This window comes from Sorangiineae bacterium MSr11954, assembly GCA_037157815.1.
Classification (GTDB): Bacteria; Myxococcota_A; Polyangia; order Polyangiales; family Polyangiaceae; genus Pendulispora; species Pendulispora albinea.
The window spans coordinates 5,325,910-5,351,815 of sequence record CP089984.1; the positions used below are offsets into that span (position 1 = coordinate 5,325,910).

A 25,906-nucleotide genomic window follows, 5' to 3' on the forward strand; every position below is an offset into this window, starting at 1 on the left:
CAAAGCCCCCGCCCCGCAAACCCCAGGCTGGTAGCGCTGCATCGCACGGCGCGCGCGACCCACGCGACCAGGTGCGCCACCCTCGCGCGAAGGCGCCGCGCGGTGCGCCCATCATCGAAGCGGTGTTCAACGCGACCTTCGAGGAGATCCTGCGCGTGGGCTACGGAGGCCTCAGCATGGAGGAGGTGGCGGCGCGCGCGGGCGTGAACAAGACCACCGTGTACCGGAGGTGGCCGACCAAGGTCGATCTGGTGCGCGCCGCGCTGCTGTCGCTGCCGCCTCAGTTTGGCCCGCTGCCCAACGAAGGATCGTTTCGCGCGGACGTCCTCGCGTCGACCCTGACGATGGCGCGCTTCTTTCAGACCTTGGCCGGCCGCGCCATCATGCGCTTCGGCCTCTTCGAGATGGGGGCACCGATGCGGCCCGAGTTTCAGGAGGTGCGCGTCGCGTTCGATGTGCACGGCGAAACGCACGGGCTCGAGGCCATCGTCAACCGTGCCATCGCCCGCGGCGAGCTGCCGCGGAGCTTCGATCGGCGCGTTCTCATCGATGCGCTGTTTTGCACCGTGGCGCTCCTGTGCCTCTCCCCCGCCCCCGAGGAGCGCCCCGACCAGGACTTCGTGGAGCGCCTGGTCGATGGGCTCCTCATGGGCCTCATTCCGCGGACCCGTCCGAGCGAGCCGGCTCCGAAAGAGCCGGCCAAGGAGCCTCCGCGCGCGCGCGCCGCTTCTTCCCGAGGCGGCTCGCCAGATCGTCGAACAGCGAGTACACCACCGGCGTCGCCAGCAAGGTCAGAAGGAGCGAAAGCGTCTGCCCGCCGACGATGACCCCGGCGATGCCCCGATTCAAGCCGCTCCCGATGCCCCGCGAGACGATGAGCGGCAGCATGCCGGCCACGAAGGCGATGGTCGTCATCAAGATGGGGCGAAGCCGGTCGCGGTTGGCCTCGAGGATGGCCTCCTCCCGGCTCATGCCCGTCTTGCGCAGATGGTTCGTGTGGTCGACTTGGAGGATCGAGTTCTTCTTCACCACGCCGAAGAGCACGAGCAACCCCAGCGCCGAGAAGATGTTCAAGGTCTGCCCGAAGATGAGCAAGGAGATCAGCGCAAAGGGAACGGTCAGCGGCAGCGAGATCAGGATGGTGACCGGGTGCAGCCAGGACTCGAACTGCGCGGCCAGCACCAGGTACATGAAGATGAACGAGGTGGCGAAGGCCAGGATGAACGCCCCCGCCGCCTTGCCCGTCTCCTTGGAGTTTCCGGCCGCCACCGCGCGATAGCCCGGCGGCATATGCAGATCGGCCACGACGCGATCGAGCGCCGCTTGAATCTCGCTCTCGGTGTGCCCCGGCCCCACGTTGCACGAGATGGTCACTTGGCGCTGCCGGTTCAAGCGATCGATCTGGGACGGCCCCGTGTCGGCCGCCGCCTTGATCACCGAGTCGAGCGGGATGGCCGTGCTCACCTTGCTCGAAGGCACCGTGATGAGCAGCCCCTTTTCGTCCACCCGGTACTCACGCTCGGCGCGCGCGCGGATGTCGTAGTCCTCGCCGTTTTCGCTGTAGGTCGAGACCTTGAGCCCGGCGACCAAGAGCTGCAAGGTGGAGGCGACGTCGGACACGTTCACCCCCAGGTTGGCCGCCCGATCGCGGTCGACCGCCAAGCGCAGCTCTGGTTTGCCCACGATGAGCGTGGTGCTCACGTCCACCGCGCCCGGCGTCTCGCGCAGCTGGCTCATGATGCGCTGCGAGTACGCGGTGAGCTTCGCCAGATCGGGCCCCACGATGGCGTACTGGATCACGCCCGAGGAGCTCCCGAAGTCCGACACCTCCGCCACGTCCAAGATGAGCTCCTTGGGCTTTTGCGCCAGCACGTCGCGGCGCACCCGGTCCATCAAGATGGTCTGCGACTCGGCGCGGTCCTTGGGATCGGCCAGCTTCACGTAGATGTTGGCGAGGTTGGGCGTCTTGGCCCCGTTGTCGCCGATGGACATCAAGGTGTGCTTCACCCCCGGTAGCTCCCGGATCTCGCGCGCGATTCCATCGGCGATGATGCGGGTCGCCTGCACGCTCGTCCCCTCTTTGGCGCGCACGTGCACCTCGAACTGCGCGTTGTCGTCCTCGGGCACGAAGCTCGATGGCACCGCCTTCGCGAGCGGAATGCACGAGCCCAAGGTCAGCCCGCAGAGCACCACCACCACCCAGCGGTGGGACATGACCCAGCGAAGCACCACCATGTAACCGCGCTCGATGGGCATGTAGACCACGTCCACCAGCCGCTCCAGGATCGGCTTCTGGCGCGGCTCCTTGGGCTGCTCGGATGCATCGGTTTTTCCCTGGGGCTCGGCTTCGAGCCAGCGCGCCGAGAGCATGGGGGTCAAGGTGAAGCTCACGATGAGCGACACCAGGATGGCGCACGCCATGGTGAGGCCGAAGCTGCTGAGGAAGCGCCCCACGATGCCGCCCATGAACGAGACCGGGATGAACACCGCGAGCAAGGACAAGGTGGTCGCCAGGACCGCGAGCCCGATGTCCTCGGTGGCCGCCACGGCCGCTTCCATGGGCGACATCTTCTTTTCGGTGATGAAGCGGAAGATGTTCTCCAGGACGACGATCGCGTCATCGATGACGATGCCCACCGCCAGCGCCAGGGCCAACAGGGTCATCATGTTGAGCGTGAAGTGCAGGAGGTACATCAAGACGAAGGCCCCGATGAGCGACACCGGGATGGCGATGGCCGAGATGACCGTGCTCCGCGCGTTGCCGAGGAACGCCAGGACGACCACGGCCGCGAGGATGGCGCCGAGCAAGAGGTGCTCCTTCACCGCGTCCACGCTGGTGCGGATGGTCTCCGAGTTGTCGCGCACCACCACCAGCTCCGAGCCTTGCGGCAGCGACTTTTGAATCTCGCCCAGGCGCTCCTTCACCGCGTCGACGACCTGCACCGTGTTGACGCCGGTCTGCTTGCGCAAGGAGAGCACCACCACCCGCTTGCCGTCCTGCGAGGCCCACGTCGTCTCGTCCTGGCTCCCGTCCTCCACCCGCGCCACGTCCTCGACCCGGGTCGGGTGGTCGTTGGACTCGCGCACGATGATGCGCTTCAGCGCGTCCAGGCTGGTGACCTTGCCCTCGATGCGCAAGGTGAGCTGCTCCGGTCCGCGCTCGATGGCGCCGCCGGGGACCGTGAGGTTCTGATTTTGAATGGCGCGCTGCACGTCGACCGCCGTGAGGCCGAAGGAGCGGAGGGCCACCGGATCGAGCCACACCTTGATCTCGCGCTTGGTGCCGCCGACCACGTTGACCTGGCCCACGCCGGAGATGCTCTCGATCTGCCGGCGGATGCGCTTGTCGCAGAGCTCCGTGACGTCGCGGATGGTGCCGGGCGCCGAAACGGTGACATAAAGGATGGGTGCGGCGTCAGCATCGAATTTGCTGACCACCGGCGGGTCGATGCCCTTGGGCAGGTTCGGCAGCGCGTTGTTCACGTGGTCGCGCACCTCCTGGGCGGCCACGTCGGGATCTTTGTCGAGGTCGAAGGAGATGACGACCTGCGAGACGCCTTCGTTGGACGTGGAGCGCAGCTCGTCGATGCCGCCGATGGTGTTGACCGCCTCCTCGATCTTGTCGGAGATCTCGCTCTCGATCTCCTCGGGCGCGGCGCCGTTCAAGGTGGTGGTCACAGCCACCACGGGGAAGGAGATTTTTGGATATTTATCGAGCCCCAGCGCGGTGTAGGCCACGCCTCCGAGCACGATGATGGTGAGCATCAGGACCCAGGTGAAGACGGGCCGGTTCACGCAGATTCTTGCGAGCCATTGCATAAGGCACCCTCACTTCACGCGATCGCCGTCGGACATGGTGTCCGCGGGGTGGAGCACCACCGGCTCGTCCTTCGCCACGCCGTTCTCGGCCTCGACGACATCGCCCTGCTCGACCCCCACCTTGATGATCCGCAGGCCGAGCCGCCCGTCCTTCACCACGAACACGCTCTTCTCGTTGCCGGTGGCGAACACGGCGCTCTTCGGCACCACCAGGGCGGGCTTCTCGCCCAGCCGCAAGCTCACATTGACGAACATGCCGGGCAAGAGCTCCCCGTCCGGGTTGGGCACCACCGCCTCCACGATGAGATCGCGGGTGGTCTGCCGCACCTCGCCGCTTCGGTAGCGAACCGCGCCCGTGAAGGTCTTGCCGGGCACCGCGGCGGCCGAAAACGTGACGATTTGCCCTTCTTTCACCATGGCGATGCGCGGCTCGGGCACGGTGAGATTGAGCCGCAGCGGATCGCCGACGACCAAGGTGGCGACCTTGGAGCTGGGCTGCACATAGTCGCCCACGCTCACCGAGCGCTCCGCCACCACGCCCGCGAAGGGCGCGCGGATGGTGCCGTCCCCCACCGTGATCGCGGCCTCGGCGACCTTGGCCTGCGACACCACCAGGGCCGCCCTCTGCTGCTTGCACTCCGCCGATTGCTTGTCGTACTCCTGCCGGGTGATGGCGCCGCGGGCGAGCAGCGCGTCGTAGCGCGCGCACTCGGCGTCGGCGCTGTCGAGCTGCGTCTTCACCTGCGCCACGCTGGCGTTCGCCTGCTGGAGCCCGACCTTGGCCGTGCGGATGTCGAGCTGCGCCAGCGGCGCGTTGAGCGAAATCTTCTGCCCGCGCTCGACGAAAGTCTTGACCACGCGCCCGCTGGCGTTGGCCGTGAGCTCGGAGCGGAGCTCGGCTTGCAGCGTGCCCGTGAGCGGCAAAATATCGGGCATCGGCCGCTCGATCACGGGCGCGGTGTCGACCGCGATGCGCGGCGCCTCCTTTTTGCTGTCGCCCGCCGGCTCTTTGTTGCCACGGCAACCATCGAGGGCGGGGATCAAGCCGAGCGTGATGCAAAGGACGAGAGCTGCAGGGTTCTTCATCGGGATTCCTCGGTGGCGGTGCGGCGCCCGGCGCCGGCGGAGCTGCCGGTGCGGCGCGCGCTCAACCGCAAGAGCGCGCGGGCGTATTGGAGGTCGGAGTCCGCTTGAACGCGCGAGACCTCCGCGCTGAACAGATCGCGCTGGGCCTGCACGACCTCGAGCTGGGTCGCGACCCCGCTCCCATAGCGGACCCGCGCGAGATCGGCCGCCAGGGTGGCCGCGCCCACTTGTGCGCGCGCTGCGCGGGCCTTGGCGATGCCGGCGCGCACCTGGTTCCATGCCTGGTAGATGGCATCGGCGGCCGCGCGCCGCGTCTTGTCCTCGCGCGCTTTGGCGGCATCGACCGCGGCGTTTTGGGCGCGCACCCCGGGGCCCAAGGTGAAATCGAGCTTCCAGGTGGCGGTCGCTTGAATGGTATAAATCGAGCTTCGCCCGGCGAACCCGGTGGCGTTCGTAAAGCGATTCTGCGCCTGCGCGGACAAGGTCGGCAGCCAATCGGCCTTGGCGGCGTCGCGGCTCTTCGTCGCGGCCTCCGTATCGAGCACCGCCGCCCGCACGGCCACCAAGTCCTCGCCGCCCGAACCGAGCCACACCGCGAGGGCCGCCTCCTCGTGCAGATCGTCCTCCGGAAACCCCGCACCCGGCTCGGGGTCGATGCCGCTCAAGGTCTCGAGCGATCTCCGATCGTTCACCAGGCTCTGACCGGCGGTGGCCATGTCCTGGCTGGCCTTGGCCACGTCGGTCTCGGCGCGCTGGAAATCGAGCTCGCTCGCCGTGCCGAGCTCGCGCCGATCGGTCACCAGCTTGCGGTTGCCCTCGGCGGTGTCGAAGCTCTTCGTGGCCGACGCGAGCACCGCCTCGTCGGCGAGCACTTGGTAATAGAGGCGGGTCACGTCGCGCTCGACCGTCAGCTCGGTTTGATCGCGCGACGCCGCGGCCGCGTCGCGGCTCACCTTGGCCGCGCTTCGCTTCATCCACGCGCCCACGTCGACCAGCGGCACCGCCAAGGTCACATAGCCGTCGAGCTGATTCTTCGGCTGGATCGTCAAGCTCTCCCCGGTGGGCGCCTGAAACACCGCCTCGTATTGATTGTGCACCCAGGTGCCCTGCCCCGTGAGCGATGGCAAGAGGCGCCCGGTCGCGACGTCGAGCTCGGCCCGGCGCTGGCGCAGGGTGGCGGCGGCCTCGCGATTGTCGGGGTTGGTCGCGCGCGCACCCGCGAGAAACGTCTCCAGCGGCTGCAGCGCGTGCGCCAAACCCGATATCGAGAGCACCCCTGCGCCCATCGCCCCTGCGATCGCGCGCGCGAGCCCGCCCCACCGACGAAACCTCATTCGAACACCTCCACAAAACGTGCGTGCGATGTGCACGCGATAAAGTTGCGATGCAGGAGCGGAGCAAACCGCAGCCGGCTCATGGTGCGCGCTTCTTGGTCTCCAACGCGCGGTCGCCGCGCCAACCGGACGGCCCGACCCAGAGCCGAGCCCCGAAGAGCGCCACCGGCGACAGGTATTTGTCGGTCACCGAGTCGCCATCGATGAACACTTCGTAGCGGCGCCAAACGGCCGCCGACGCGTACACATCGAGGTGAAGCAGATCCGCCAGGCGGAAGGTCATCTTCGGCCCCACCGTGACCGTGGAGTATGCGAGCTGCAGATTGTCGCGGCCGTACTTGGTCCCACTCAGGTGAAATCGATTCCCTTCGAGGGTGCCCCGAACGCCGACCGTGAGCCAAGGCGACGCGCGGTACTCCACGTTGAGCAGCGCGGGGACGAAGCCGCGCACGCGGGTGCGATCCGTGATTTCCCAGTTCAGCGCCACGGCGGGGACCGGCGACAGGGTCCCCGTTTGCCGGTTGTACGAGACGCCCGCGCCCAAGGAGAACGTATCGCTGAATTTGTAGAGGCCCATGCCGGTGACGTTGAACTGCAAATCATCGATGGAGACGCGGCTGTCGAAGTCCGAGGCCAGACCGGCGCCGACGGAGGCGAGGATCATGAGCCGCGGGGTGATCATCTGAATGCCGGTCAGGCTCGCCACCGGCGCATGCAAGGCGCCGATATGCGGGCCTCGTCCATCGCGCTGCTGGAAATCGAGCAGCTCGTACGCGAGCCCGGGGATGAGGATCGTCCCCTTGGCAAACCGGATCGGATAGCCCGCGCGCACGCGGAAGACCTGGAGCCCCACCTGCGCGCTCGGGTTATTGGGCGCCGCCGCGTACGGGTAGCGCTCGTAGCTGACCGAGGCGACGGAGTCGCCGACTTGGGCGCGCGCGCTGCCCGCGACGAGAAAGATGGCGAGCGTCGATCCGCCTAGGCTCTGCTTTCGCATCCGCCGGTGTAGCTACGCCACCGGATCCGAGTTCGCAACGAAAAGTTGCGATGTTAGCAAATAAAATTTGCAGTAATCGTGTGCAAAACGGGGGGCAAACCGGCCCCCAATGACTGCGTGCCCGGCTGCGGACACTTCGTTCAACTTTTCGTGACCCTTCCAGGAAACTTCATGAAACACGGACCATCGCAGGTCCGCAGAACGGGCTCATCACTTTGCGGGGGCCCAGGGGTTGCTGCGCCAGCCTTCCGATCCGAACCAGAGACGCGCGCCGAGGCCGACGACCACCGGCAGATACCCGTCCCGCTTGGATGTCCCATCGACGAAATACTCGAAGCGGCGCATGGGGGTGGCCGACGCATAGAGATCGAGGTGCGTCGAATCCGACAAGTTGATGGTGGCTTTGGGGCCGGTCTGGATGGTCATATACGAGAACTGCACGTCTTTTTGACCGTCTTTTTGGCCGCCGAGGTGAAACACGTTGCCCTCGAACGCGGCGCGAAGGCCGACCGTGAGCCACGGCGTCGCGCGGTAGTCCACATTGAGCACGGGCGCGCCGCCGCGGATTCGAAAGCGCTCGCTGGGCTCCCAGTTCACGGCGATGATGGGCGCCGGAAAGAACATGCGCGTCTGGCGCATGTACGCGACGCCCATCCCGAGCGAAAACGAGCTCGAGAACCGGTACATGGCCGCGAGCGAGACGTTGAAGGCGAGATCGTCGACCGACACCTTCTCCTGAAAATCCGAGGCCAGACCCGCGGCGACGGCGCCCGCCACCACCACGTGATCGCCGATCAATTGCGTCATGGCGAGGCTCGCGGTGGGCGCGTGCAGGGGATCGGTGGGGAGCCCGCGGCTCGTGGCCTTGGGAAAATCGACGAGATCGTAGGAGAGGCCGGGGGAGAGGATGGTCTTCGGTCCGAGCGGGATGGGGTATCCAGCGCGAAATCGGAACGTCTGAACGCCCATCGAATCCTTCGTATCGCTGGATTTGGGCTGCTCGAGGCCGAGGGTGGTCCGCTCATACGTGAAAGAGACGGTAGAATCGGCCATTTGCGCGCGCGCGCTCTTCGTTGCACAAACCACGGCAAGCGCCGCAAACGCGGCAAAAGTGATCTTCGACATTGGCAAATCGCCCAGCGGTAATGGCAATATCGCGACTCGATAGCGCGATATCCGCGAATTGAGTTGGCGAAGCGGCTCTCAAACCGCTCCGAAAGGCTTCGGGGGTCAAGTGCCCGCCTGCGCACGTTTCGTTCAACGTTTCGTGGCCGCCCGTCGAAAATCGCGCCGCACCGCTACTTTGCGTGCCGCTCCGCTACTTCGTGTGCCCGAAATGCGCGGGTCAGACGTCGCCGGCGGAGGCCGGGGCCGTCAGCTTCAGGCCGATGACCGCGATGAGCAGCAGGACGAGAAAGAACACGCGCCCGGGGGTCACCGGCTCGCGCAGTAGGATCATCCCGATCACGGCTGCACCAAAGGCACCGATACCGACCCAAACCGCATACGCCGTTCCGATGGGTAGGGAGCGCGCGGCCATGGATAACAGAATCATGCTGCCCACGAGGGTCACCACCGTGAACACGGTCGGCCCGAGCTTCGAGAAGCCATCGCTGTACTTCAAGCCGATGGCCCAGCAGATCTCCAACAACCCTGCGATGACGAGATAGACCCATGCCATGATGACGCGCTCCTTGTTCGGATCGCGTCGTCTTGTCTTGACCGGGTACGGCGCACCTCGTCCGGGCAGTCGGGGAGCCGCCTGCACCCCTTTTTATAGGCCGTTCTGGCGTAAGGGGCAACTCTTCGCAAAACTGTCGGGCGCGGCACTCCTCGCGAACGCGTCGGGCGCGGCGCTCCTCGCGAACGTGTCGGGCGCGGCGCTCCTCGCAACATGTCGGGCGCGGCGCTCCTCGCCAACGTGTCGGGCTCCTCGCAACATGTCGGGCGCGGCGCTCCTCGCCAACGTGTCGGGCTCCTCGCAACATGTCGGGCGCGGCGCTCCTCGCCAACGTGTCGAGCGCGGCTCTCCTCGCGAACGTGTCGGGCGCGGCGCTCCCCGCGAACGTGTCGGGCGCGGCGCTCCCCGCGAACGTGTCGGGCGCGGCGCTCCTCGCGAACGTGTCGGCGCGGCGCTCCCCGCGAACGTGTCGGGCGCGGCGCTCCCCGCGAACGTGTCGGGCGCGGCCTTGATTTGGAACCGATCGTATCCTAATGTTGGTCGGGCATGGCGAGGCCGCGCGAGTTCGAGTTCGAGGAGGCGCTGCAGAAGGCCACCGAGGTCTTTTGGAGCCTCGGCTATGGCGGCGCGTCCGTGGACGAGCTCATCAAAGGTACCGGCCTCGCCCGCGGCAGCCTGTACAAGGCGTTCGGCGACAAGCGCACCTTGTTCCTGATGGTCATGGATCGCTATGTCGACCAGCGGCTCAGGCTCTACTCCAAGGGGCTGTTCCAGCGCCCCGGTCCCATCAAAGAAGCCATCCGGCAGACCATGCTGGATCATGTCAAACGGGCCACGGGACCGGGAACCGAGCGCGGTTGCCTGGTGACGAACACCGCCACCGAGATCGGCGTCCGCGATCCGGACGTCGCTCTCCTGCTCGCGCGCATGTTCCGGCGCATGGAGGAACTCTTCGCGGAGGCCATCGCGCGCGGAAAAGCCGCGGGGGAAATCGCGGCATCGAAGGACGAACGGGCGATCGCACGCTTTTTGGTCCTCACCACGCAAGGCGTGCGCGTGATGAGCCATATGCGGCCCGATCGCCAGCAGCTCGTCCAAGCCGTCGAAATGGCCGTTTCCTTGCTCTCGTGAGCTTTCTTTGACCAATTTGGAACCGATCGTCCCCTAACCGCCCAGTTTGGAACCGATCGTTCTCTAACGTCCACATTTGGAACCGATCGTCCCTAACGTCCCAGTTTGGAACCAGTTATCCCCTAACCGCCCAGTTTGGAACCAATCGTTCTCTAACATCCACATTTGGAACCAATCGTTCTCTAACGGCCATGACGCCGAGCGGGTCGGTCGCCCTGACGGTCTGCCCCCCACAATTTGGAACCAATCGTCCCAGTTTGGAACCAATCGTTCCCTAATGTCCACAATTTGGAGCCAATCGTTCTCTAACATGCCCCGCGCCGCGCGCGGCCAGGGGGCGAGCCAGCGCTGCGCTCCGTCGATTGAGCGCCGCATAGCACGACGCCGAGCGGGTCAGTCGCCCCGACGGTCTGCCCCACAATTTGGAACCAATCGTCCCCCAACCGTCCCAGTTTGGAACCAATCGTTCTCTAATGTCCACAATTGGAGCCCATCGTTCCCTAACATCTCCCCGCGACGCGCACGGCCAGGGGGCGAGCCAGCGCGGCGCTCGCTCATCGATCGAGCGCCGCATAGCATTGACGCCGAGCGGGTCGGTCGCCCTGACGGTCTGCCCCACAATTTGGAACCAATCGTCTCCTAACCGTCCCAGTTTGGAACCAATCGTTCCCTGATGTCTACAACTTGGAACCAATCGTTCCCTAACGTGCACGACGCCGAGCGGGGTCGGTCGCCTGAGGGTCTGCCCCACAATTTGAACCGATCGTCCCCCAACCGTCCCAGTTTGGAACAATCGTTCTCTAACGTGCACAATTTGGAACCAATCGTTCCCTAACGTGCACGACGCCGAGCGCGGCCGGTCGCCCTGACGGTCTGCCCCACAATTTGGAACCAATCGTCCCCCAACCGTCCCAGTTTGGAACAATCGTTCTCTAACGTGCACAATTTGGAACCAATCGTTCCCTAACGTTGTCGAATTTGGAACCAATCGTCCCCAAACGCCACGCTTCGCCCCATTTGGAACCAGTCGATTCCTAACGCTGACCGCTGGCCGCCCACCCACCACAAAAAAAGGAGCCCGCACCATGCCCCAACCCACGTCATCACCCACGAGCCCAACCCCCGAACGAACATTGCACGGCAAGAGCGCCATCGTAACCGGAGGCGCCACCGGCATCGGCAGGGCGACCGTGCTGCGCCTGGTCGACGCGGGCGCACACGTCGTTTTCAGCTACAGCCGCTCCGCCCGCGAAGCCGAAGAAACGGAGTCCTTGGCCCGAGGACGCGCAGGATCCGCGCGTGCCATTCGAGCCGACGTGCGCGCCCCAACCGCCATCGCAGCCATGGTGAACCAAGCCGTTCACACGCAAGGCCGGCTCGATCTCCTGGTGAACAACGCGGCCGTGAGCCCCCCGGTGCCCGCGCAATCCCTGGGCGACCTCGACGCATTCACCGACGAGCTCTGGGACACGGTGCTCGCCGTGAACGTGCGCGGCGCCTTTGCATGCGCCCGCGCCGCCGCGCCCCATCTGCGCGCCGCGCGCGGCGCCGTCGTCAATGTGGGAAGCATCGCGGGCCTCACGGGCGAGGGCTCTTCCCTCCCCTACGCGGTCTCCAAGGCCGCGCTGCACGGCTTGTCGAAATCGCTCTCGCGCGCCCTCGCCCCCGAAGTGCGCGTCTCCTGCGTGGTGCCCGGCTTCGTCCGCACCCGATGGTGGGACGGCCGCGAAGACGTCGTCGAAAAGGTTCGCCGGCGCTCGCTCCTCGACGAACCCACCCGACCCGAGGACGTGGCGGAGCTCATTTGCAACCTCGCGCTGCAACACGGGCTCACCGGGCAGCTCATCACCATCGACGGCGGACAGACGGTGTGACCATGGCGCCCCTCGATCCCCAACCGCAAACCATCGTCCTGCGCGCCGCACGCCTCCTCGACGGCAACGGCGCAGAGCCCCTCGCAGACGCCGCCCTCGTCCTGCACGGCGAAACCATCACCGCCGTCGGCCCGGCGCACACGGTGCCCATCCCGCTCGGCGCGCGCGTCATCGACTATGGCGACAAAAGCATCATGCCGGGCCTCGTCTCGAACCACGCGCACGTCGGCTTGGTCGACGGCGTCGACGTCGGCGCACGCTTCTACACGCGCGCCAACATCCTCCGGCAGCTCCGCCAGTACGAGGCCTACGGCGTAACCACCGTCACCTCGCTCGGCCTCAACGGCCCCCTCTTTCGCGCCCTGCGCGAGGAGATGCACGCCGGAGCGACCCCCGGCGCGGATCTCTTCGGGGTCGAGAGCGGCGTGGGCACCCCGTGCGGCGCACCGCCCGCGAGCATGGTCCCCGTCGGAGACGACCAGCTCTTTCGCCCCGACACCCCCGAAGAAGCGCGGACCGCCGTGCGCGCGATGGCCGCCCGCGGCACCGATCTCGTCAAAGTGTGGCTCGACGATTTTCGCGGCACCGTCCCCGTGAAGATGCCGCCCGCCGTGTACCGCGCGGCCATCGACGAGGCGCACGCGCTCGGCCTCCGCGTGGCCGCACACATCCACGATCGCGAGGACGCACGCGCCATCACCCGCGCGGGCGCCGACATCCTCGCCCACGGTGTGCGGGACGTACCGGTGGACGCCGAGCTCGTCCAATGGTTGGCCGAGCATCGGGTCTGGTACATCCCGACCTTGAGCCTCGACGAGACCACCTTCGTCTTCGCCGAGCGCCCCGAGTGGACCCTCGAGCCCTTCGTGGAGCGCGCGCTTGCGCCCGCCGTTCGCGCGCGGATCGACGATCCCCAGTGGCGCGAGCGCACCCTCGGCGAGCCCCGATCCGCGTTCGCGCGCAGCTCCCTCGCCATGAACCTGCGCAACGTGAAGACCTTGTTCGACGCCGGGATACCCATCGGCTTCGGCAGCGATTCGGGCGTCACGCCGCTTCGATTGTCCGGCGCGAGCGAGCACCGGGAGCTCGGCTTGTTGGTCGACGCGGGCCTCACGCCGCTCCAGGCCATCACCACCGCCACCAAAAATGCCGCGGCCCTGCTGGGGCTCACCGATCGCGGCGTGCTCGCGGTCGGAAAGAAAGCCGACCTCGTCGTGCTCGACGGCGATCCCTCGCGCACCATCGCCAACACAAAAGCCATCGTCGCCGTCTGGCATCGCGGTAGACTCGCGAGCGGCCGCGTCGAGACGTTCGAGTCTTTGTCGGAGTAGCGAACAGCGCAGCAGTACCCGTCGAGGAGCAGGCGCGACCATCTCAGTCCGTTCATCCGCTGAAAAAAACGGAGGCCCATGAGCACCGAGAAACCACCCCACTCCGACGCGCTCGTCTTCTTCGGTGCGACGGGCGATCTGGCCTACAAAAAGATCTTCCCCGCGCTCCAGTCGCTCATCCGCCGCGGCCGGCTCGACGTGCCCATCGTCGGCGTCGCCAAGTCGGGGTGGAACCGCGAGCAGCTCGTCCAGCGCGCCAAGGACAGCCTGACGGCCGCGGGCGTGTTCGACGAGGCCACCTTCGCCAAGCTCGCCGCGCAGCTCCGCTATGTCGACGGCGACTACGCGGACGCGAGCACATTCGCGCAGGTGCGCAGCTGCCTCGACGGCGCACAGCGCCCCCTTCACTACCTGGCCATCCCCGCGAGCATGTTCCCCACCGTGGTCGAGCAGCTCGCGAAGTCGGGAAACGCCACCAACGCCCGCGTGGTGGTGGAGAAGCCGTTCGGGCACGATCTGGCCTCCGCCCAAGCGCTCAACCGCACCCTCCACGCGGTCTTCCCCGAGCACTCGATCTTCCGCATCGATCATTACTTGGGAAAGGAGGCGGTCCAGAACATTCTCTATTTCCGGTTCGCCAACGCCTTCCTCGAGCCGATTTTGAATCGGCACTACGTCGAGAACGTGCAGATCACCATGGCCGAGTCCTTCGGCGTGAAGGGCCGAGGCAAGTTCTACGACGAGACGGGCGTCATCCGCGACGTCGTCCAGAACCACCTCCTGCAGATCGTGAGCTACATGGCCATGGAGGCGCCCTCGAGCACCATCCCCGAGGCCATCCGCGACGAGCAAGCGAAGGTCCTGCGCACCGTGCGCCCGCTCGATCCCGACAACTTGGTGCGCGGCCAGTTCAACGGCTACCGCAACGAGCCGGGGGTCAAACCCGATTCGTACATGGCCACCTACGCGGCCCTTCGCTTGTACGTCGACTCCTGGCGGTGGCAGGGCGTGCCCTTCTATGTGCGCGCTGGCAAGTCGCTGGCGAAGACGGTGACCGAGGTCATGGTCGAGTTCAACAACCCGCCGCAGGTCGTCTTCAAAGAGCCGGCCCCGGGCATGGGCAACTACATCCGCTTTCGACTCAGCCCCAACGTGGTCATCGCCCTCGGCGCGCGCGCCAAGGAGTACGGCGATCGCATGGTCGGAAAGCCCATCGAGCTCTCCATCGTGGAGGAGCCGGCCCAGGGCACCGAGGGTCGCATGGATGCGTACGAGCGCCTCTTGGGCGACGCGATGGCCGGCGACGCCACCTTGTTCGCGCGCCAAGACGTGGTCGAGGCCGCGTGGGCCATCGTCGATCCCATCCTCCACGGACCGAGCCCGATGTACCCGTACGAGCCGGGAACCTGGGGGCCGAGCGAGTCCGATCGCCTGGTGGCCGACGTCGGCGGCTGGAACACGCCCACCTGAGCCAACGTGGGCGTGTAGCTCCAGGCACAGCTCTTTTGCCCCGGCGCGGGCTATCGCGACCGCCGCGCCGCCCGCATCTTGGCTCGCATCATGAGCACACAGAAAAAAGTCGCCCTCGTCGTGGGGGCGAACGGGGTCATCGGCAAAAACCTCATCGACCACCTGAGCACCCTCGAAGGCTGGGACGTCATCGGCCTATCGCGCCGCGGCGATCGCTCGAGCTCGCCCCGCCTCCGGTACATCGCGGTCGATCTGCTGGACGCGAACGACACCCGTGAAAAGCTCTCTGGCCTCACCCAGGTGACCCACGTCTTCTATGCCGCCTACCAGGATCGACCGACCTGGGCCGAGCTGGTGCCGCCCAACCTGGCCATGCTCGTCCACGTGGTGAACGCCATCGAGCCGGTGGCGACGCGCCTCGAGCACGTCAGCTTGATGCAAGGCTACAAGGTCTACGGCGCCCACCTCGGCCCCTTCAAAACGCCGGCGCGCGAGACCGATGCGGGCCATATGCCGCCCGAGTTCAACGTCGATCAGCAGAACTTCCTCGAGGCGCGCCAAAAAGGAAAGGCCTGGAGCTGGTCCGCCATCCGCCCCTCGGTGGTCGGCGGCTTTGCCTTGGGCAACCCCATGAACCTCGCCATGGTGATCGCGGTCTACGCGTCCATCTCCAAGGAGCTGGGGCTGCCCTTGCGCTTTCCGGGCAAGCCGGGTGCCTACGACGCGCTGCTCGAGATGACCGACTCGGGGCTCCTTGCGCGTGCCACCGTTTGGGCCGCGACCGACCCACGTTGTGCCAACCAGGCCTTCAACATCAACAACGGCGATCTTTTCCGCTGGAGCGAGATGTGGCCAAAGATTGCGCGCTTCTTCGAGCTGGAGGTCGCGCCACCCCTGCCGATGTCCCTCGACGTGGTGATGGCCGACAAAGGACCGCTCTGGACCTCCATGATGGAGAAGCACGGCCTCGTTCACCCCTACGAGGACGTCTCGTCCTGGCGCTTTGGCGACTTCGTCTTCTCCTGGAACTACGACATGTTCGCCGACGGCTCCAAGGCGCGGCGCTTCGGCTTCCACGAGCACGTGGAGACCGAAGCCATGTTCTTCCAAATCTTCGAAGATTTCCGGCGCCGCAAGGTCATCCCCAAATCGGCCAGTCGCTTACCCGTCCGGAGAGGCCCCGACCTGTAGCGCTGCTTTCCTACCCCATCGAATCAGGAAAAACGCAGCACCAGGCCGGCGATCCTATTTCGTTCTGAACGATTTCCGTTCGCCCCGACCTGTAGCGCCGCCTTCCTACCCCATCGATCAGCGCGCAGCGCCGGGACGGCAACCCATATTTCGTTCTGAACGATTCCGTTCGCTCCGACCTGTAGCGCCGCTTTTCCTACCCCATCGAATCGGCAGGAACGCAGCGCCAGCCGGGCGCGATCCCTATTTCGTTCTGAACGATTCCGTTCGCTCCGACCTGTAGCGCCGCTTTTCCTACCCCATCGAATCGGCAGGAACGCAGCGCCAGGCGGGCGCGATCCGTATTTCGTTCTGAACGATTCCGTTCGCTCCGACCTGTAGCGCCGCTTTCCTACCCCCATCACGTCAGAGGAACACAGCGCCAGACCGGCGCGATCCCTATTTCGTTCTGAACGACTCCGTTCCCTCCGACCTGTAGCGCCGCTTTCCTACCCCCATCACGTCAGAGGAACACAGCGCCAGACCGGCGCGATCCGTATTTCGTTCTGAACGATTTCCGTTCGCCCCGACCTGTAGCGCCGCCTTCCTCCCCATCGAATCGGCAGGAACGCAGCGCCAGGCAGGCGCGATCCGTATTTCGTTCTGAACGATTTCCGTTCCGGGTGAGCGGTATTCCCGATCGTCAGGGACCGACGAAGATTTTAGACACGATGAATGGAAGCTTGAACGTGGTCTCCGTGACCGCGTCATTGGTCAGCGGCGTGCGCTCCTGCTGATTCGATACCACGACCAGCGGCGATATGCCCGCTATCGGCGGCAGGAACCCGAGCGAAGATGGGAAATCGAAGAGCTCTGGATCGTCGGCGACCACCTGCTTGCGCCCCGTTTCGACGTCGATGCGAATGACGCGCAGCTTCAACGGGTCGGCCGCGTAAAGCCACCGATCGAACCGGTTGTACGGGTTGAAGGTGAAGTCGAGCAGCTCCTCGACCTGAAGATTCGGAGCGGTCGGCGCGACGAGTCGAATATCACCCGCCCGCTGGTACGGCGGCCGCCCATCCCGCAAAATCCGAAGCGGGAATGAATATAGACCACGCGCGCACGTCGAGTGATAGTACACGGTGCCATCGCGGACCGCGAGCGGCGCCACCCCCGGCATGGTCGACCCGGAGAAGAGGAATGGGTATCCATTGACCTCGATCTTCGGCATGGTCGGGCAGTACGCGAGCTTGGCAATGCGATCCGGACGGTCGAATGTCCTCGGTACGATCCCCGGAACGATCGAACCATCGCGCTCCACCACCCAGATGCTGCCTAGAATCGAGTCAGACAAAAGGTAGCGGCCATCGTCGAGACGAACGAAATCTTCGGCAAAACCCACCAAGACGCTCGTGAACCGAATGTCCCGAATGCGCGTCGCGGTAAAGTTGTGGTGCCGATCGACGCGGTAGGTAAACTCGTGAAGGGTCGGCTTCGTCGGCTCGAAAGGATCCGGTCGGGGAAGCCCTCCCGCCGCGAGCACCGTAATTCGGCCTTCGCCGAGCGAATGCATGATGAACGGAATCGAGAAGCCCTCCGGAGGCGGAGGCAGCTCGCCCAGCTTCTCCCCGGTGAACCGGGAGAGCGCGACGATTTTACCCTCGAGCGGCTGGCCGACGAAGACGACCTCTTTTCCTCCGGCAACCCCCGCGATCAGCTTGTCCGAATGTGCATAGTCGACAGCGATACCGACCGCCCTCTCGTCCGTACCTCGTGACGCGAGAGACGCCGATGTCGATGGCTGCTCTGTACTCCCCGATGTCGGGTTGTCAGACGCTTCACCGCACGCGGATAGCATCCAACCCACGAACGACAGTGCGACCCACTTGGATGGCATCATAGCTAGCTAAGCCTCCCCCTTAAACTGGAATGCTAGGTCCACAATGTATTTGGTCCAGATGTCGTAATAACTATTTGAATTTTTCCAGCAGTGCGTTGGTGCGCCTACTACACCAAGGTCGTCGAAGCTCTAGCAGAGAGGAATGTGTCCCGCGCGCGCCCTTCACGCCTTCGAAGCGGCGTACGCCACGGTGCCCGAAACCGACCAATCTCGTGCGCCGAAAAAAATTTGCCCGTTTTCGCTCGGACGGGTGTTGCTTTCTGACATTTTGGACGAAGACTATAAACTTATCAAGAGTTACGGCGTATACATGTTATGACGATGATCGTTTACGTTGATCGCTATTCGCGGTGCGAGATAGATGCGCATTGCACACGACGCGATCTCCCATTCCGCGATCCTCCATTCTGTATCGGCACCTGCTCCGGCATCTGCACCAGCATCCGTACCAGCACCTGCATCACGCGGTACCGCCCGCGACGCGGAGAGCCACCCTAAAACGTCGGCCCACCGCAAGCAGCGGTCCTCTGATCCGAACGTCGGCCGCCGCAAGCGACGGTCCTCCGGTCCGAACCCGCCGTCGCAAGCGGTCGTTCGAACGTCGGCTCGAGCCTGTTCGAGGCTGTCCAAGGCCGTTCGAGCCTGTTCTTACCTGTCATACCCGACGGGTCTGACCGAGTCTGAACCGAAAGTCAGCTCGCGAGGTCACGTAAGACGCGGCTGCATTTTCTTTGCGAGGTCGAGTTGGCTCCGGACATCTTCGGTGAAGGCGAGGATCTTCTCGCTCGGACCGACGGCAACGTAGTTGCGCATCCATTTGAGGGCAGACGTGACGTCCGAAAAGAATGCAGCTTCCACCTTGCGTGAAAACAGCAAGAGCATCCCGGAGAGAACGCTGCGGGTAATCGCTGCCTTGAAGCCCTCACCTTCGATCACGGCGGCGGTGCATCGCAGATGGTTTCCCTGCCCCACGACCATTTCGATCGACGCTCGCCGCAAGGTCTCGTCCGGAGGCTTCGCGGATGGCTCGATGATGCACAAGAAGCCGACGCCCTCGGGCTGACTCCGCGCAATGTGTGCGAGTCCGGCTTTCTGCCGTTCGAAGCGAGCGTGCGTGACGTCTCCCCTCCAGATGACCACACACAGGCGCCCCAGTTGTGCCACAGCGAGACCGTCATCCACGTAGAGGATTTGTCCCTCATCGGCTCGTTGTTGAAACGCGCTGGTCATGCCTCACCAAATTGTAGAGAGAATCACGAATGCTCTTAGAGCATTGTTTCTGCCGTGTCCGAGGGAAATTATGACAGGGTACGCGCCGACGCATGTTATCCCGCAAATCGAACGCGTCCTAGCAGATACCGAGAGGGCCGGGCTCATCATGCAGACGGCGGACGACGCCGCATACGCCGGCCGACACGTTCAGGTCGATGGCGTGGAGCTCCTCAATTTTGGCGGCTGCAGCTATCTCGGGCTCGAGCAGCGGACCGAGCTGAGAGACGGCGCGATCGCAGCCATTCGCCGCTATGGCACGCAGTTTTCGTTCTCGCGAGCGTACGTCCAGTCGCCTCTCTACCAGCAACTCGAAGCAGCGCTCGATGCGATGACCGGAGGCTTTGCGCTGGTCGCTCCATCCACGACATTGGCCCATATCGCCGCCCTGCCCGTCCTCGTCCAACCTGGCGATGCCGTGCTCGTGGATCTGCTCACCCACGCGAGCGTACACGTCGCGAGCGGATTGCTCGGATCGACGCCCGTTACGTCCGTACCGCACAATGACATCGATCGACTGGACCACAAGATTGCACGGCTCGCGAACAAGTATCGCCGCATCTGGCTGCTGCTGGATGGGCTCTATTCGATGCATGGCGATTTCGCACCGCTCGAGCCTCTTCGCGCGCTGATGCAGAAGCATCCCGCGCTTCATCTGTATATGGACGACGCGCACGCAACGTCGTGGCTCGGAAAACATGGGCGCGGTTGGGTGCTCGACAACCTCTCCGAGCGAGACCGGGTGGTGGTCGCGCTCTCCTTGAACAAGGCATTCTCCGCCGGGGGGAGCGCATTGATCCTTCCAACGGCGCAAGCGCGTGCGACCGTGCGCCGCTGCGGGGGGCCCATGCTGTTCTCCGGTCCCGTGCCGCCGCCGATGCTGGGGGCCGCCGTCGCCTCCGCAGAACTGCACCTTCGCCCCGAATTTTCGGACCTTCAGCGCGACGTGATGGAGCGCATCGACCTGGTGCTCGCGCTCGCCGAGCAGCTCGGGGTTCACTTCGTGACCGAGGAGCGGAGCCCCATCTTCTTCGTCCATTGCGGCCATCTCGGCGCGATGGTTCACCTCACCCGAGCGCTGCGGACGCGAGGGATCTATGTAAGCCCCTGTCCGTTCCCCTCGGTACCTACGGGGCAAGAGGGGATCCGATTCACGGTTTCGCGACACAACACGGAGGAGGACATCCGCTACCTCATGGAGGCGCTGTCCATCGAGAATCGAAAGCTCCACGAGGGGCAGGAGAGCGGCACGATCGCCATCGAGCACGGGCTCCCGCCCGATCCTATCGAGACGCCAGTTGCGTCCTGACGTCTTCGATGAAGGCCGCGGCCTTCTCGGTCGAGTCGATCGGGATATGGCTGCCCATCCATTCCACCGCGCTCGGGACATCGGCAAACGGCGTGGCCGGCGTACGGTGCACGAACAAGGTCGCAATTCCCAAAAGAACGCTGCGGGTCAAGGCGCCCCAAAAGCCATCGCCTCCAATCACGGCGGAAATACATTTCAGCCGATCGCCGTGCGCGCGGAGCATCTCCGTCGATGCGCGGCGCAGGGACTCGTTGGGAGGCTTGGTCCCCGCCTCGATGATGCAGAGAAAGCCGGCGCCCTGCGGGTGACCGCGCATCACCTCCGCGAGCCCCGCCGCTTGCTTTTCGAATTTGGGCCGCGTGACCCCCTCGCGCCACACCACGAAGCTCAAACACCCGTATTGACCCACCGCGACCCCATCGCCGCAGTGAAAGACGCGCATCTCGGCCGCCACCGCGCGGGTGCTGGGCTCCTTGCGGATCGCACGCTGCGGCTCGCCGCCCCGGCGTCGGGGTGATGTCGTCAACCCAGCCGCCTTCATGGTGGGGACCGCATCGGCGTCCGCCGCGACCGAAACGGCATGCGCGGGCCTCGCGCGCCCCTGCGATGAGACGGTGTCCCCGCGCATGGACGCATCGACCCGCGTGTCGGGCTCGCCCTGTGGCTTCGGCTCCGGTAAATCCGGCCGCTCCGTCGGCTGACGCCGGAGATCGTCGCTCAGGGGCGACAGTTCGGCCGTGATCTCCGCGCGCACCTGCCCGACGATGGTGGAAAAAGGCTCCCCCAAGGCGTCCTCGAACGCCGGCCCCAGCGCGCTGCGCATCTCGCGCGCGGAGCTCCAACGATCGCCGCCGTCGAACGCGAGCGCTTTATCGACGAACTGCACCAGGGCGCGCGGCAAGCTCGGGACCACCGTGGCCACCGAGCGGGCGCTTTTTGTTGCTGCGGCAACCAAAAGTGCCCCTCGGCCGTCCGTTCGATGGACGAACTCACCCGAGAGCAGCGTGAAGATCGTGGCGCCGACGGCCCAGCAGTCACTGTGCGGACCGATGGCCTTTCGGTCGCCCATCACCTGCTCGGGCGGCATGAACGCGGGCGTGCCGACCATGTGCCCCGTCGTGCTCACGCTCGCGTCGCCGTCGAGGCTCCGCGCGATGCCGAAATCGAGCACGCGCACATGGCCGGTGTTGGTGACGAACAGATTGTCCGGCTTGATGTCGCGATGAACGATCCCCTTGGCGTGCGCGCTCGCCAACACATCGAGCGCATCCGACACGGCCATCGCCACCTCGGCCAGGGGCAAGCGGCGTCCGCTCGCTCGGTCCCAACGCGCGCGAAGCGGCTCCCCTTCGAGCAGCGGCATGATCAAAAATGGACAGCCCGTCTCGTCCACATCGTCGTCGAGGATGGGAACGGCGCCAGGGTGCCCGATCCGATTGGCCACATAGGCCTCGCGGCCGAAGAGCTGGCAAATCTCGGGCTCACCCGCAAAGCACTCGAGCAAAAACTTGATCGCCACCTTGTGCCCATTTCGATGGGTGGCTGCATACACCGCCGACATCCCACCCACGCCGATCAGCCGCTCGATTCGGTACTTTCGTTGGACGGTGGTCTCGAGCCGCGCGAGCACACGCTCGGAGGTCCATGGGCGCAAGGTCGGCGCGGACATACGTAGCTCTCGTCCCTTCGTTCCCTTCGTCCGGAGCCTTTGGCATCATGAAGTGGCGCTTCCGGCCGTGTCAAGGAACGCCTCGGGATGAGACGGCGCGCCGCGGCACCGGTCATTCTGCTGTCGCGGTACAGATGTCACTTCGACTCGGTCCGTCTTTCGTCGTGCGGCTGCGATTCGCCGTTGCGCTTTTTCCGAATACAGAATTGAATTCAGACGATGAGTCACGATCTGGTTGCCGACTTCGCGCGATGGGTGGCTGCGGAGGACGTGCGGCTCGTCGGCATGGCGCTGATCTCGGTGGTCTTGGTCTGGCTATCGGAGAAAGCGCGGATGGTGCGGATGGATCGGTACCGCTGGGCACGCGGGCACTCACGCGATGCGCGCACGCGCATGGAGCGCATGACCCCAAGCATGCCCCGTTCGCCCCGTGAAGCGCTCAACGATTCCATGGCGTGAATCGACGTCCCACGTGAGCCGAGGTGCTGCAAGGAACGGCGGAGACAGCGCGGGTGGCGTGCTCATCTCGCAGGTGAAGCCCGAGGTGCCACGGGGTGTCACCTTTTGCTCGCCCCGCCCACCAAAGCTAGCAAGCTGACCTACGACGGTTCGCGCATTTTGGCCGGGTGCACGGCACATTGAACGAAGATGACGTTCGCCCACGTCTCGATGGCGCTCTTGGTCGCCTGCCTGGCGGTGCCGCTCTATGCGAAGCCCATCTCCGGGGCGAGCAGCACCCCGCGCAAACCGCCCGCGCCCCTCGAAGCGCGCCGCCCAAAGCCTCCGCGCCCGGTGGAAACCGTGCGCGTGGCGGGCAACTATTGCACGGAGATCGAGCAGCGCTGCCTGCGGTGGCTGCCCAACACGAAAGAGGTCGTCAGCCACGAGCCGCTTCGGTGCGCCGAGTTTGCTCCCAGCGTGTGCAAGGGGCAAACGCGCCCGATGACATTCGAGATCGATCGCTACGAGTACCCGGGCCGAGCGGGGGTGCGACCGCAGGTGAATGTCACGTGGGTGCAGGCCGGCGCATTGTGCGCCGCGCGCGGCAAGCGCTTGTGCACGGAGGAAGAGTGGACCTTGGCCTGCGAGGGCGATTCACTCTGGCCTTACCCGTACGGGCTCGTGCGCGATGCCTCCGCGTGCCACATCGACGAGCCGCTTCGGCCCTCCGCGCACCAGGGCTCGCCCGAGCGCAACGCGCGCGTGGGACCGCACTGGAAAATGCCCATCGACCAACGCGAGCCATCGGGCAAGCGCCCCGCGTGCGTGAGCCCGTTTGGCGTGTTCGACATGACGGGCAACGTGGATGAGTGGGTCGATGGGCACGCTTCGGGGCATGCCTCCTCATCGATGGGTGGCTACTGGGGCCCGGTGCGCAACCGCTGCCGTGTGGTGACCCGCGCGCACGACGCCAAGTTCTCGTTCTACCAGACAGGGTTCCGCTGCTGCCGCGACGTCCCGTGAGCGCGTGAGCCCGCAAGGCCGAACGCCCGCAAGGCCGAACGCCCGCAAGGCCGAACGCCCGCAAGGCCGAAGCCCAAAGCCCGAACGACAGAGCGTTGCAGCTTCCGCGACAGAAAACGCAAAGCGCTGTAAGAAGGGCGGGACGGACGCGTTGCTTCGTCGTGAAGTTGCTGAACAGAACCTCTCGGAGATTCTCCATGCCCTCGATTTCGACGCTTGCCAAACTCGGTCTCTTCGTTTTCGCCCTTCCGCTGGCCGCTGGCTGTGCCAACAACGGCGAGGCGCAGCCCGCCGCTTCGCCGTCGCAGACGTCCATCCTGGTGGTCGGAAAAGGTGAAGCGCACGCCAAGCCCGATATCGCGCACATCAATCTCGGGGTCGAAGAGCGCTCCGCCACCGTGTCCGAAGCGATGCAGCGCAACACCACGCAAATGAATCAGCTGGTGGCCGCGCTGAAGAACGTGGGCATCGCCGAAAAAGACATTCAAACGAGCAACTTCAATGTTCGTTTCGAGCGCGAGCTCAACACGCCGCCTCCGCCGTATCCGATGGAATCGGCCGTACCCGCGGCGCCGGCCAAGCCCCTCCCAGCCCCCACGCCGGCCCCCGGCTCCTCCAAGGGCCCGAAGGTGACGGCCCCCGGTCGCGGCGCCCCCGGCACGGCGGCCGCCGCGGCTCCGGCCGCAAAGACGCCGGCCGGCTTTTACGTGGTGAGCAACAGCGTGGAGATCACCGTGCGCGACGTGGCGCGCGTGGGCGCCGTGATCGATGCCGCGGCGGCCGCCGGCTCGAACAACATTTGGGGCGTCAACTTCGAGCTCGAAAAGAAGGACGCCGTGGAGGGCGAGCTCCGTCAAAAGGCCGTGGCCGACGCCCGCACCCGCGCCGAAGCGCTGGCCAAATTGAGCGGCGTGCAGCTCGGCCCCATCGTCTCCGTGAGCGAAGTCGTCTCCGGCCGCGACGTCCCCGCCCCCATGCCGTACGCGGGCGCCGCCAAGATGGAGGCCGCGAGCAGCACGCCGGTCGAGGCCGGGCAGATGACCTTCCACGGCGATATCCAGGTCATCTTCGCGATCAAGAAGTAACGCGCGAACGAAGCCGGGCGCGCACGAACCGCGTTCATGAGCGACTGCGCGCGTGCAGCGGCCCGAGCGGCGGCATGCGCGCGGTCCACCGTGGATCCGCTCGGCACGAAAAAGTTGCTCTTGACGGCTCTTCCCTGTTCTCCACAATCGGCGGTTGGTGGCATCCCCCGGAGGAGAATCGAACGGCGAGCTCTCGGCGAAGTTGGAGACGGCGCTGGTGCGCGAACTCATCGCCGTGTGGAAGCAGATCAACGCCTCGTATTTTCGGCAGGCGCTCTCGCCTCCGACCATCGAGCTCACGCGCTCCGAGACCGTGCTCGGTCGCTGGACGCAGGGCACCCGCACCCTCGAGATCTCGCGGCCGCTGCTCCTCGCGCAGCCGTGGGGCATCGTGGTCGAGGTGCTCAAGCACGAGATGGCGCACCAGTACGTCTCCGAGGTCCTCGGGGTCGCGGACGAGACGCCACACGGGCCCGCCTTTCGCGAGACCTGCCGCCGCCATGGCATCGACGCGCGCGCCGCGGGCATGCCGGAACGAGCCGGCGCATCGAAGGCCGATCCGGCGTTTACCGACGCGCGCGAGGCGCGGGTGGTCGAGCGGATCGCGCGCCTGCTCGCCCTGGCCGAGAGCCCCAACGAGCACGAGGCGCAGGCCGCGACCTTGGCCGCGCAGCGGCTGATGCTCAAGTACAACCTCGAGTCGCGCGCCGTCCCGCGTGACTACGGCTTCAAGCACGTGGGCAAGCCCTCGGGGCGCGTGGGCGAGAGCGATCGCATTTTGGCGATGGTGCTCGGCAAGTATTTCTTCGTCGAGGTGATCTGGGTCCCCGTCTACCGGCCCGCCGAGGGCAAGCGCGGCAGCGTCCTCGAGATCTGCGGCACCCCCTCCAACTTGGCCATCGCCGAGTACGTCCACGCGTTCCTGACGCACACCTCCGAGCGGCTCTGGCTCGAGCACCGCCGCGCGCATGGCATCGAGCAGAATCGCGATCGGCGCACCTTCCTGTCGGGGGTCATGGCTGGCTTTGCCGACCGGCTGGCGCGGGAGGCGAGCACGCACAAAGAGGCGGGGCTCGTCTGGGTGAAGGACGGCGATCTCCATGGCTATTTCCGGAGGCGCCACCCCTATATCCGCAACGTGCGCTACGCCGGCAACCGCAAGAACGAGACGTTCTCCCACGGCCGCGAGGCGGGGCGGCGCATCATCCTGCGGCGCGGCGTGGAGGCACCCAGCGCATCGGGTGCATCGCGGCTTTCGTCGGGTGAGGGCGTTCGCCTTCTTCCCCCGCGCCGCGGTTCGTGATGGAAGTCGATCTA

General features: G+C 65.6%; 19 protein-coding genes and 1 pseudogene. 11 read left to right on the plus strand and 9 right to left on the minus strand.

Annotated elements, in window-relative coordinates:
- Positions 1-176: 176 nt before the first annotated feature.
- Positions 177-578, plus strand: a pseudogene (locus LZC94_20715) (TetR/AcrR family transcriptional regulator).
- Positions 579-654: 76 nt separating this feature from the next.
- On the opposite strand, the gene LZC94_20720 reads toward LZC94_20715, so the two are convergent.
- The 6 genes from LZC94_20720 to LZC94_20745 form a co-directional block, all read right to left on the minus strand.
- A complete protein-coding gene (locus LZC94_20720) occupies positions 655-3,795 on the minus strand; it encodes an efflux RND transporter permease subunit (GenBank protein ID WXB19637.1) in 3,141 nt (1,046 codons plus the stop codon).
- Between the two features lie 33 nt (positions 3,796-3,828).
- Positions 3,829-4,905 carry an efflux RND transporter periplasmic adaptor subunit gene (locus tag LZC94_20725; protein WXB19638.1) on the minus strand — a complete coding sequence of 359 codons (1,077 nt, stop codon included), beginning with the start codon at positions 4,903-4,905 and terminating at the stop codon, positions 3,829-3,831.
- Positions 4,902-6,239, minus strand: a complete 1,338-nt coding sequence (locus LZC94_20730) for a TolC family protein (GenBank protein ID WXB19639.1) — start codon at positions 6,237-6,239, stop codon at positions 4,902-4,904. The genes LZC94_20725 and LZC94_20730 overlap by 4 nt, the downstream gene beginning before the upstream one ends.
- A 79-nt stretch (positions 6,240-6,318) precedes the next feature.
- Positions 6,319-7,236, minus strand: coding sequence for a DUF6268 family outer membrane beta-barrel protein (locus LZC94_20735; GenBank protein WXB19640.1), 918 nt, complete (start codon positions 7,234-7,236; stop codon positions 6,319-6,321).
- A gap of 210 nt (positions 7,237-7,446) precedes the next feature.
- Positions 7,447-8,361 (minus strand): DUF6268 family outer membrane beta-barrel protein, encoded by a 915-nt coding sequence (locus LZC94_20740; GenBank protein ID WXB19641.1) that lies wholly within the window; start codon positions 8,359-8,361, stop codon positions 7,447-7,449.
- A 220-nt stretch (positions 8,362-8,581) separates the two neighbouring features.
- The gene (locus LZC94_20745; protein ID WXB19642.1) at positions 8,582-8,917 is read right to left on the minus strand and encodes a multidrug efflux SMR transporter; all 336 of its coding nucleotides are present in this window, start codon (positions 8,915-8,917) and stop codon (positions 8,582-8,584) included.
- 546 nt (positions 8,918-9,463) lie between these two features.
- On the opposite strand from LZC94_20745, the gene LZC94_20750 reads away from it, so the two are divergent.
- From LZC94_20750 to LZC94_20770, 5 genes are all read left to right on the plus strand, one after another.
- Positions 9,464-10,048 (plus strand): TetR/AcrR family transcriptional regulator, encoded by a 585-nt coding sequence (locus LZC94_20750; GenBank protein WXB19643.1) that lies wholly within the window; start codon positions 9,464-9,466, stop codon positions 10,046-10,048.
- A gap of 1,085 nt (positions 10,049-11,133) precedes the next feature.
- Positions 11,134-11,922: an SDR family oxidoreductase gene (locus LZC94_20755; protein WXB19644.1), complete on the plus strand. Its 789-nt coding sequence runs from the start codon at positions 11,134-11,136 to the stop codon at positions 11,920-11,922.
- 2 nt (positions 11,923-11,924) lie between these two features.
- Positions 11,925-13,253: an amidohydrolase family protein gene (locus tag LZC94_20760; protein WXB19645.1), complete on the plus strand. Its 1,329-nt coding sequence runs from the start codon at positions 11,925-11,927 to the stop codon at positions 13,251-13,253.
- A gap of 78 nt (positions 13,254-13,331) precedes the next feature.
- Entirely contained in the window at positions 13,332-14,723 is a 1,392-nt protein-coding gene (zwf, locus tag LZC94_20765) for a glucose-6-phosphate dehydrogenase (GenBank protein ID WXB19646.1), read from the plus strand.
- A gap of 90 nt (positions 14,724-14,813) precedes the next feature.
- Positions 14,814-15,914, plus strand: a complete 1,101-nt coding sequence (locus LZC94_20770; protein WXB19647.1) for an SDR family oxidoreductase — start codon at positions 14,814-14,816, stop codon at positions 15,912-15,914.
- A 682-nt stretch (positions 15,915-16,596) separates the two neighbouring features.
- On the opposite strand, the gene LZC94_20775 is transcribed toward LZC94_20770, so the two are convergent.
- Positions 16,597-17,793 carry a hypothetical protein gene (locus tag LZC94_20775; protein ID WXB19648.1) on the minus strand — a complete coding sequence of 399 codons (1,197 nt, stop codon included), beginning with the start codon at positions 17,791-17,793 and terminating at the stop codon, positions 16,597-16,599.
- Between the two features lie 705 nt (positions 17,794-18,498).
- Positions 18,499-19,023 (minus strand): hypothetical protein, encoded by a 525-nt coding sequence (locus LZC94_20780; protein ID WXB19649.1) that lies wholly within the window; start codon positions 19,021-19,023, stop codon positions 18,499-18,501.
- 148 nt (positions 19,024-19,171) lie between these two features.
- On the opposite strand from LZC94_20780, the gene LZC94_20785 reads away from it, so the two are divergent.
- A complete protein-coding gene (locus tag LZC94_20785) occupies positions 19,172-20,371 on the plus strand; it encodes an aminotransferase class I/II-fold pyridoxal phosphate-dependent enzyme (GenBank protein ID WXB19650.1) in 1,200 nt (399 codons plus the stop codon).
- Here LZC94_20785 and LZC94_20790 read toward each other — a convergent pair.
- Positions 20,346-22,040, minus strand: coding sequence for a serine/threonine protein kinase (locus tag LZC94_20790; GenBank protein ID WXB19651.1), 1,695 nt, complete (start codon positions 22,038-22,040; stop codon positions 20,346-20,348). The two genes, LZC94_20785 and LZC94_20790, sit on opposite strands and share 26 nt — an antisense overlap.
- A gap of 219 nt (positions 22,041-22,259) precedes the next feature.
- Here LZC94_20790 and LZC94_20795 point away from each other — a divergent pair, with 219 nt between their 5' ends.
- The 4 genes from LZC94_20795 (at position 22,260) to LZC94_20810 (ending at position 25,892) form a co-directional block, all read left to right on the plus strand.
- Complete coding sequence (locus LZC94_20795) at positions 22,260-22,499, plus strand: hypothetical protein (protein ID WXB19652.1); 240 nt, start codon at positions 22,260-22,262, stop codon at positions 22,497-22,499.
- Positions 22,500-22,688: 189 nt separating this feature from the next.
- A complete protein-coding gene (locus LZC94_20800; protein ID WXB19653.1) occupies positions 22,689-23,504 on the plus strand; it encodes a formylglycine-generating enzyme family protein in 816 nt (271 codons plus the stop codon).
- A gap of 197 nt (positions 23,505-23,701) precedes the next feature.
- Positions 23,702-24,589 (plus strand): SIMPL domain-containing protein, encoded by an 888-nt coding sequence (locus LZC94_20805; protein ID WXB19654.1) that lies wholly within the window; start codon positions 23,702-23,704, stop codon positions 24,587-24,589.
- Positions 24,590-24,746: 157 nt separating this feature from the next.
- Positions 24,747-25,892 (plus strand): DUF2786 domain-containing protein, encoded by a 1,146-nt coding sequence (locus LZC94_20810; protein WXB19655.1) that lies wholly within the window; start codon positions 24,747-24,749, stop codon positions 25,890-25,892.
- Positions 25,893-25,906 lie beyond the last annotated feature (14 nt).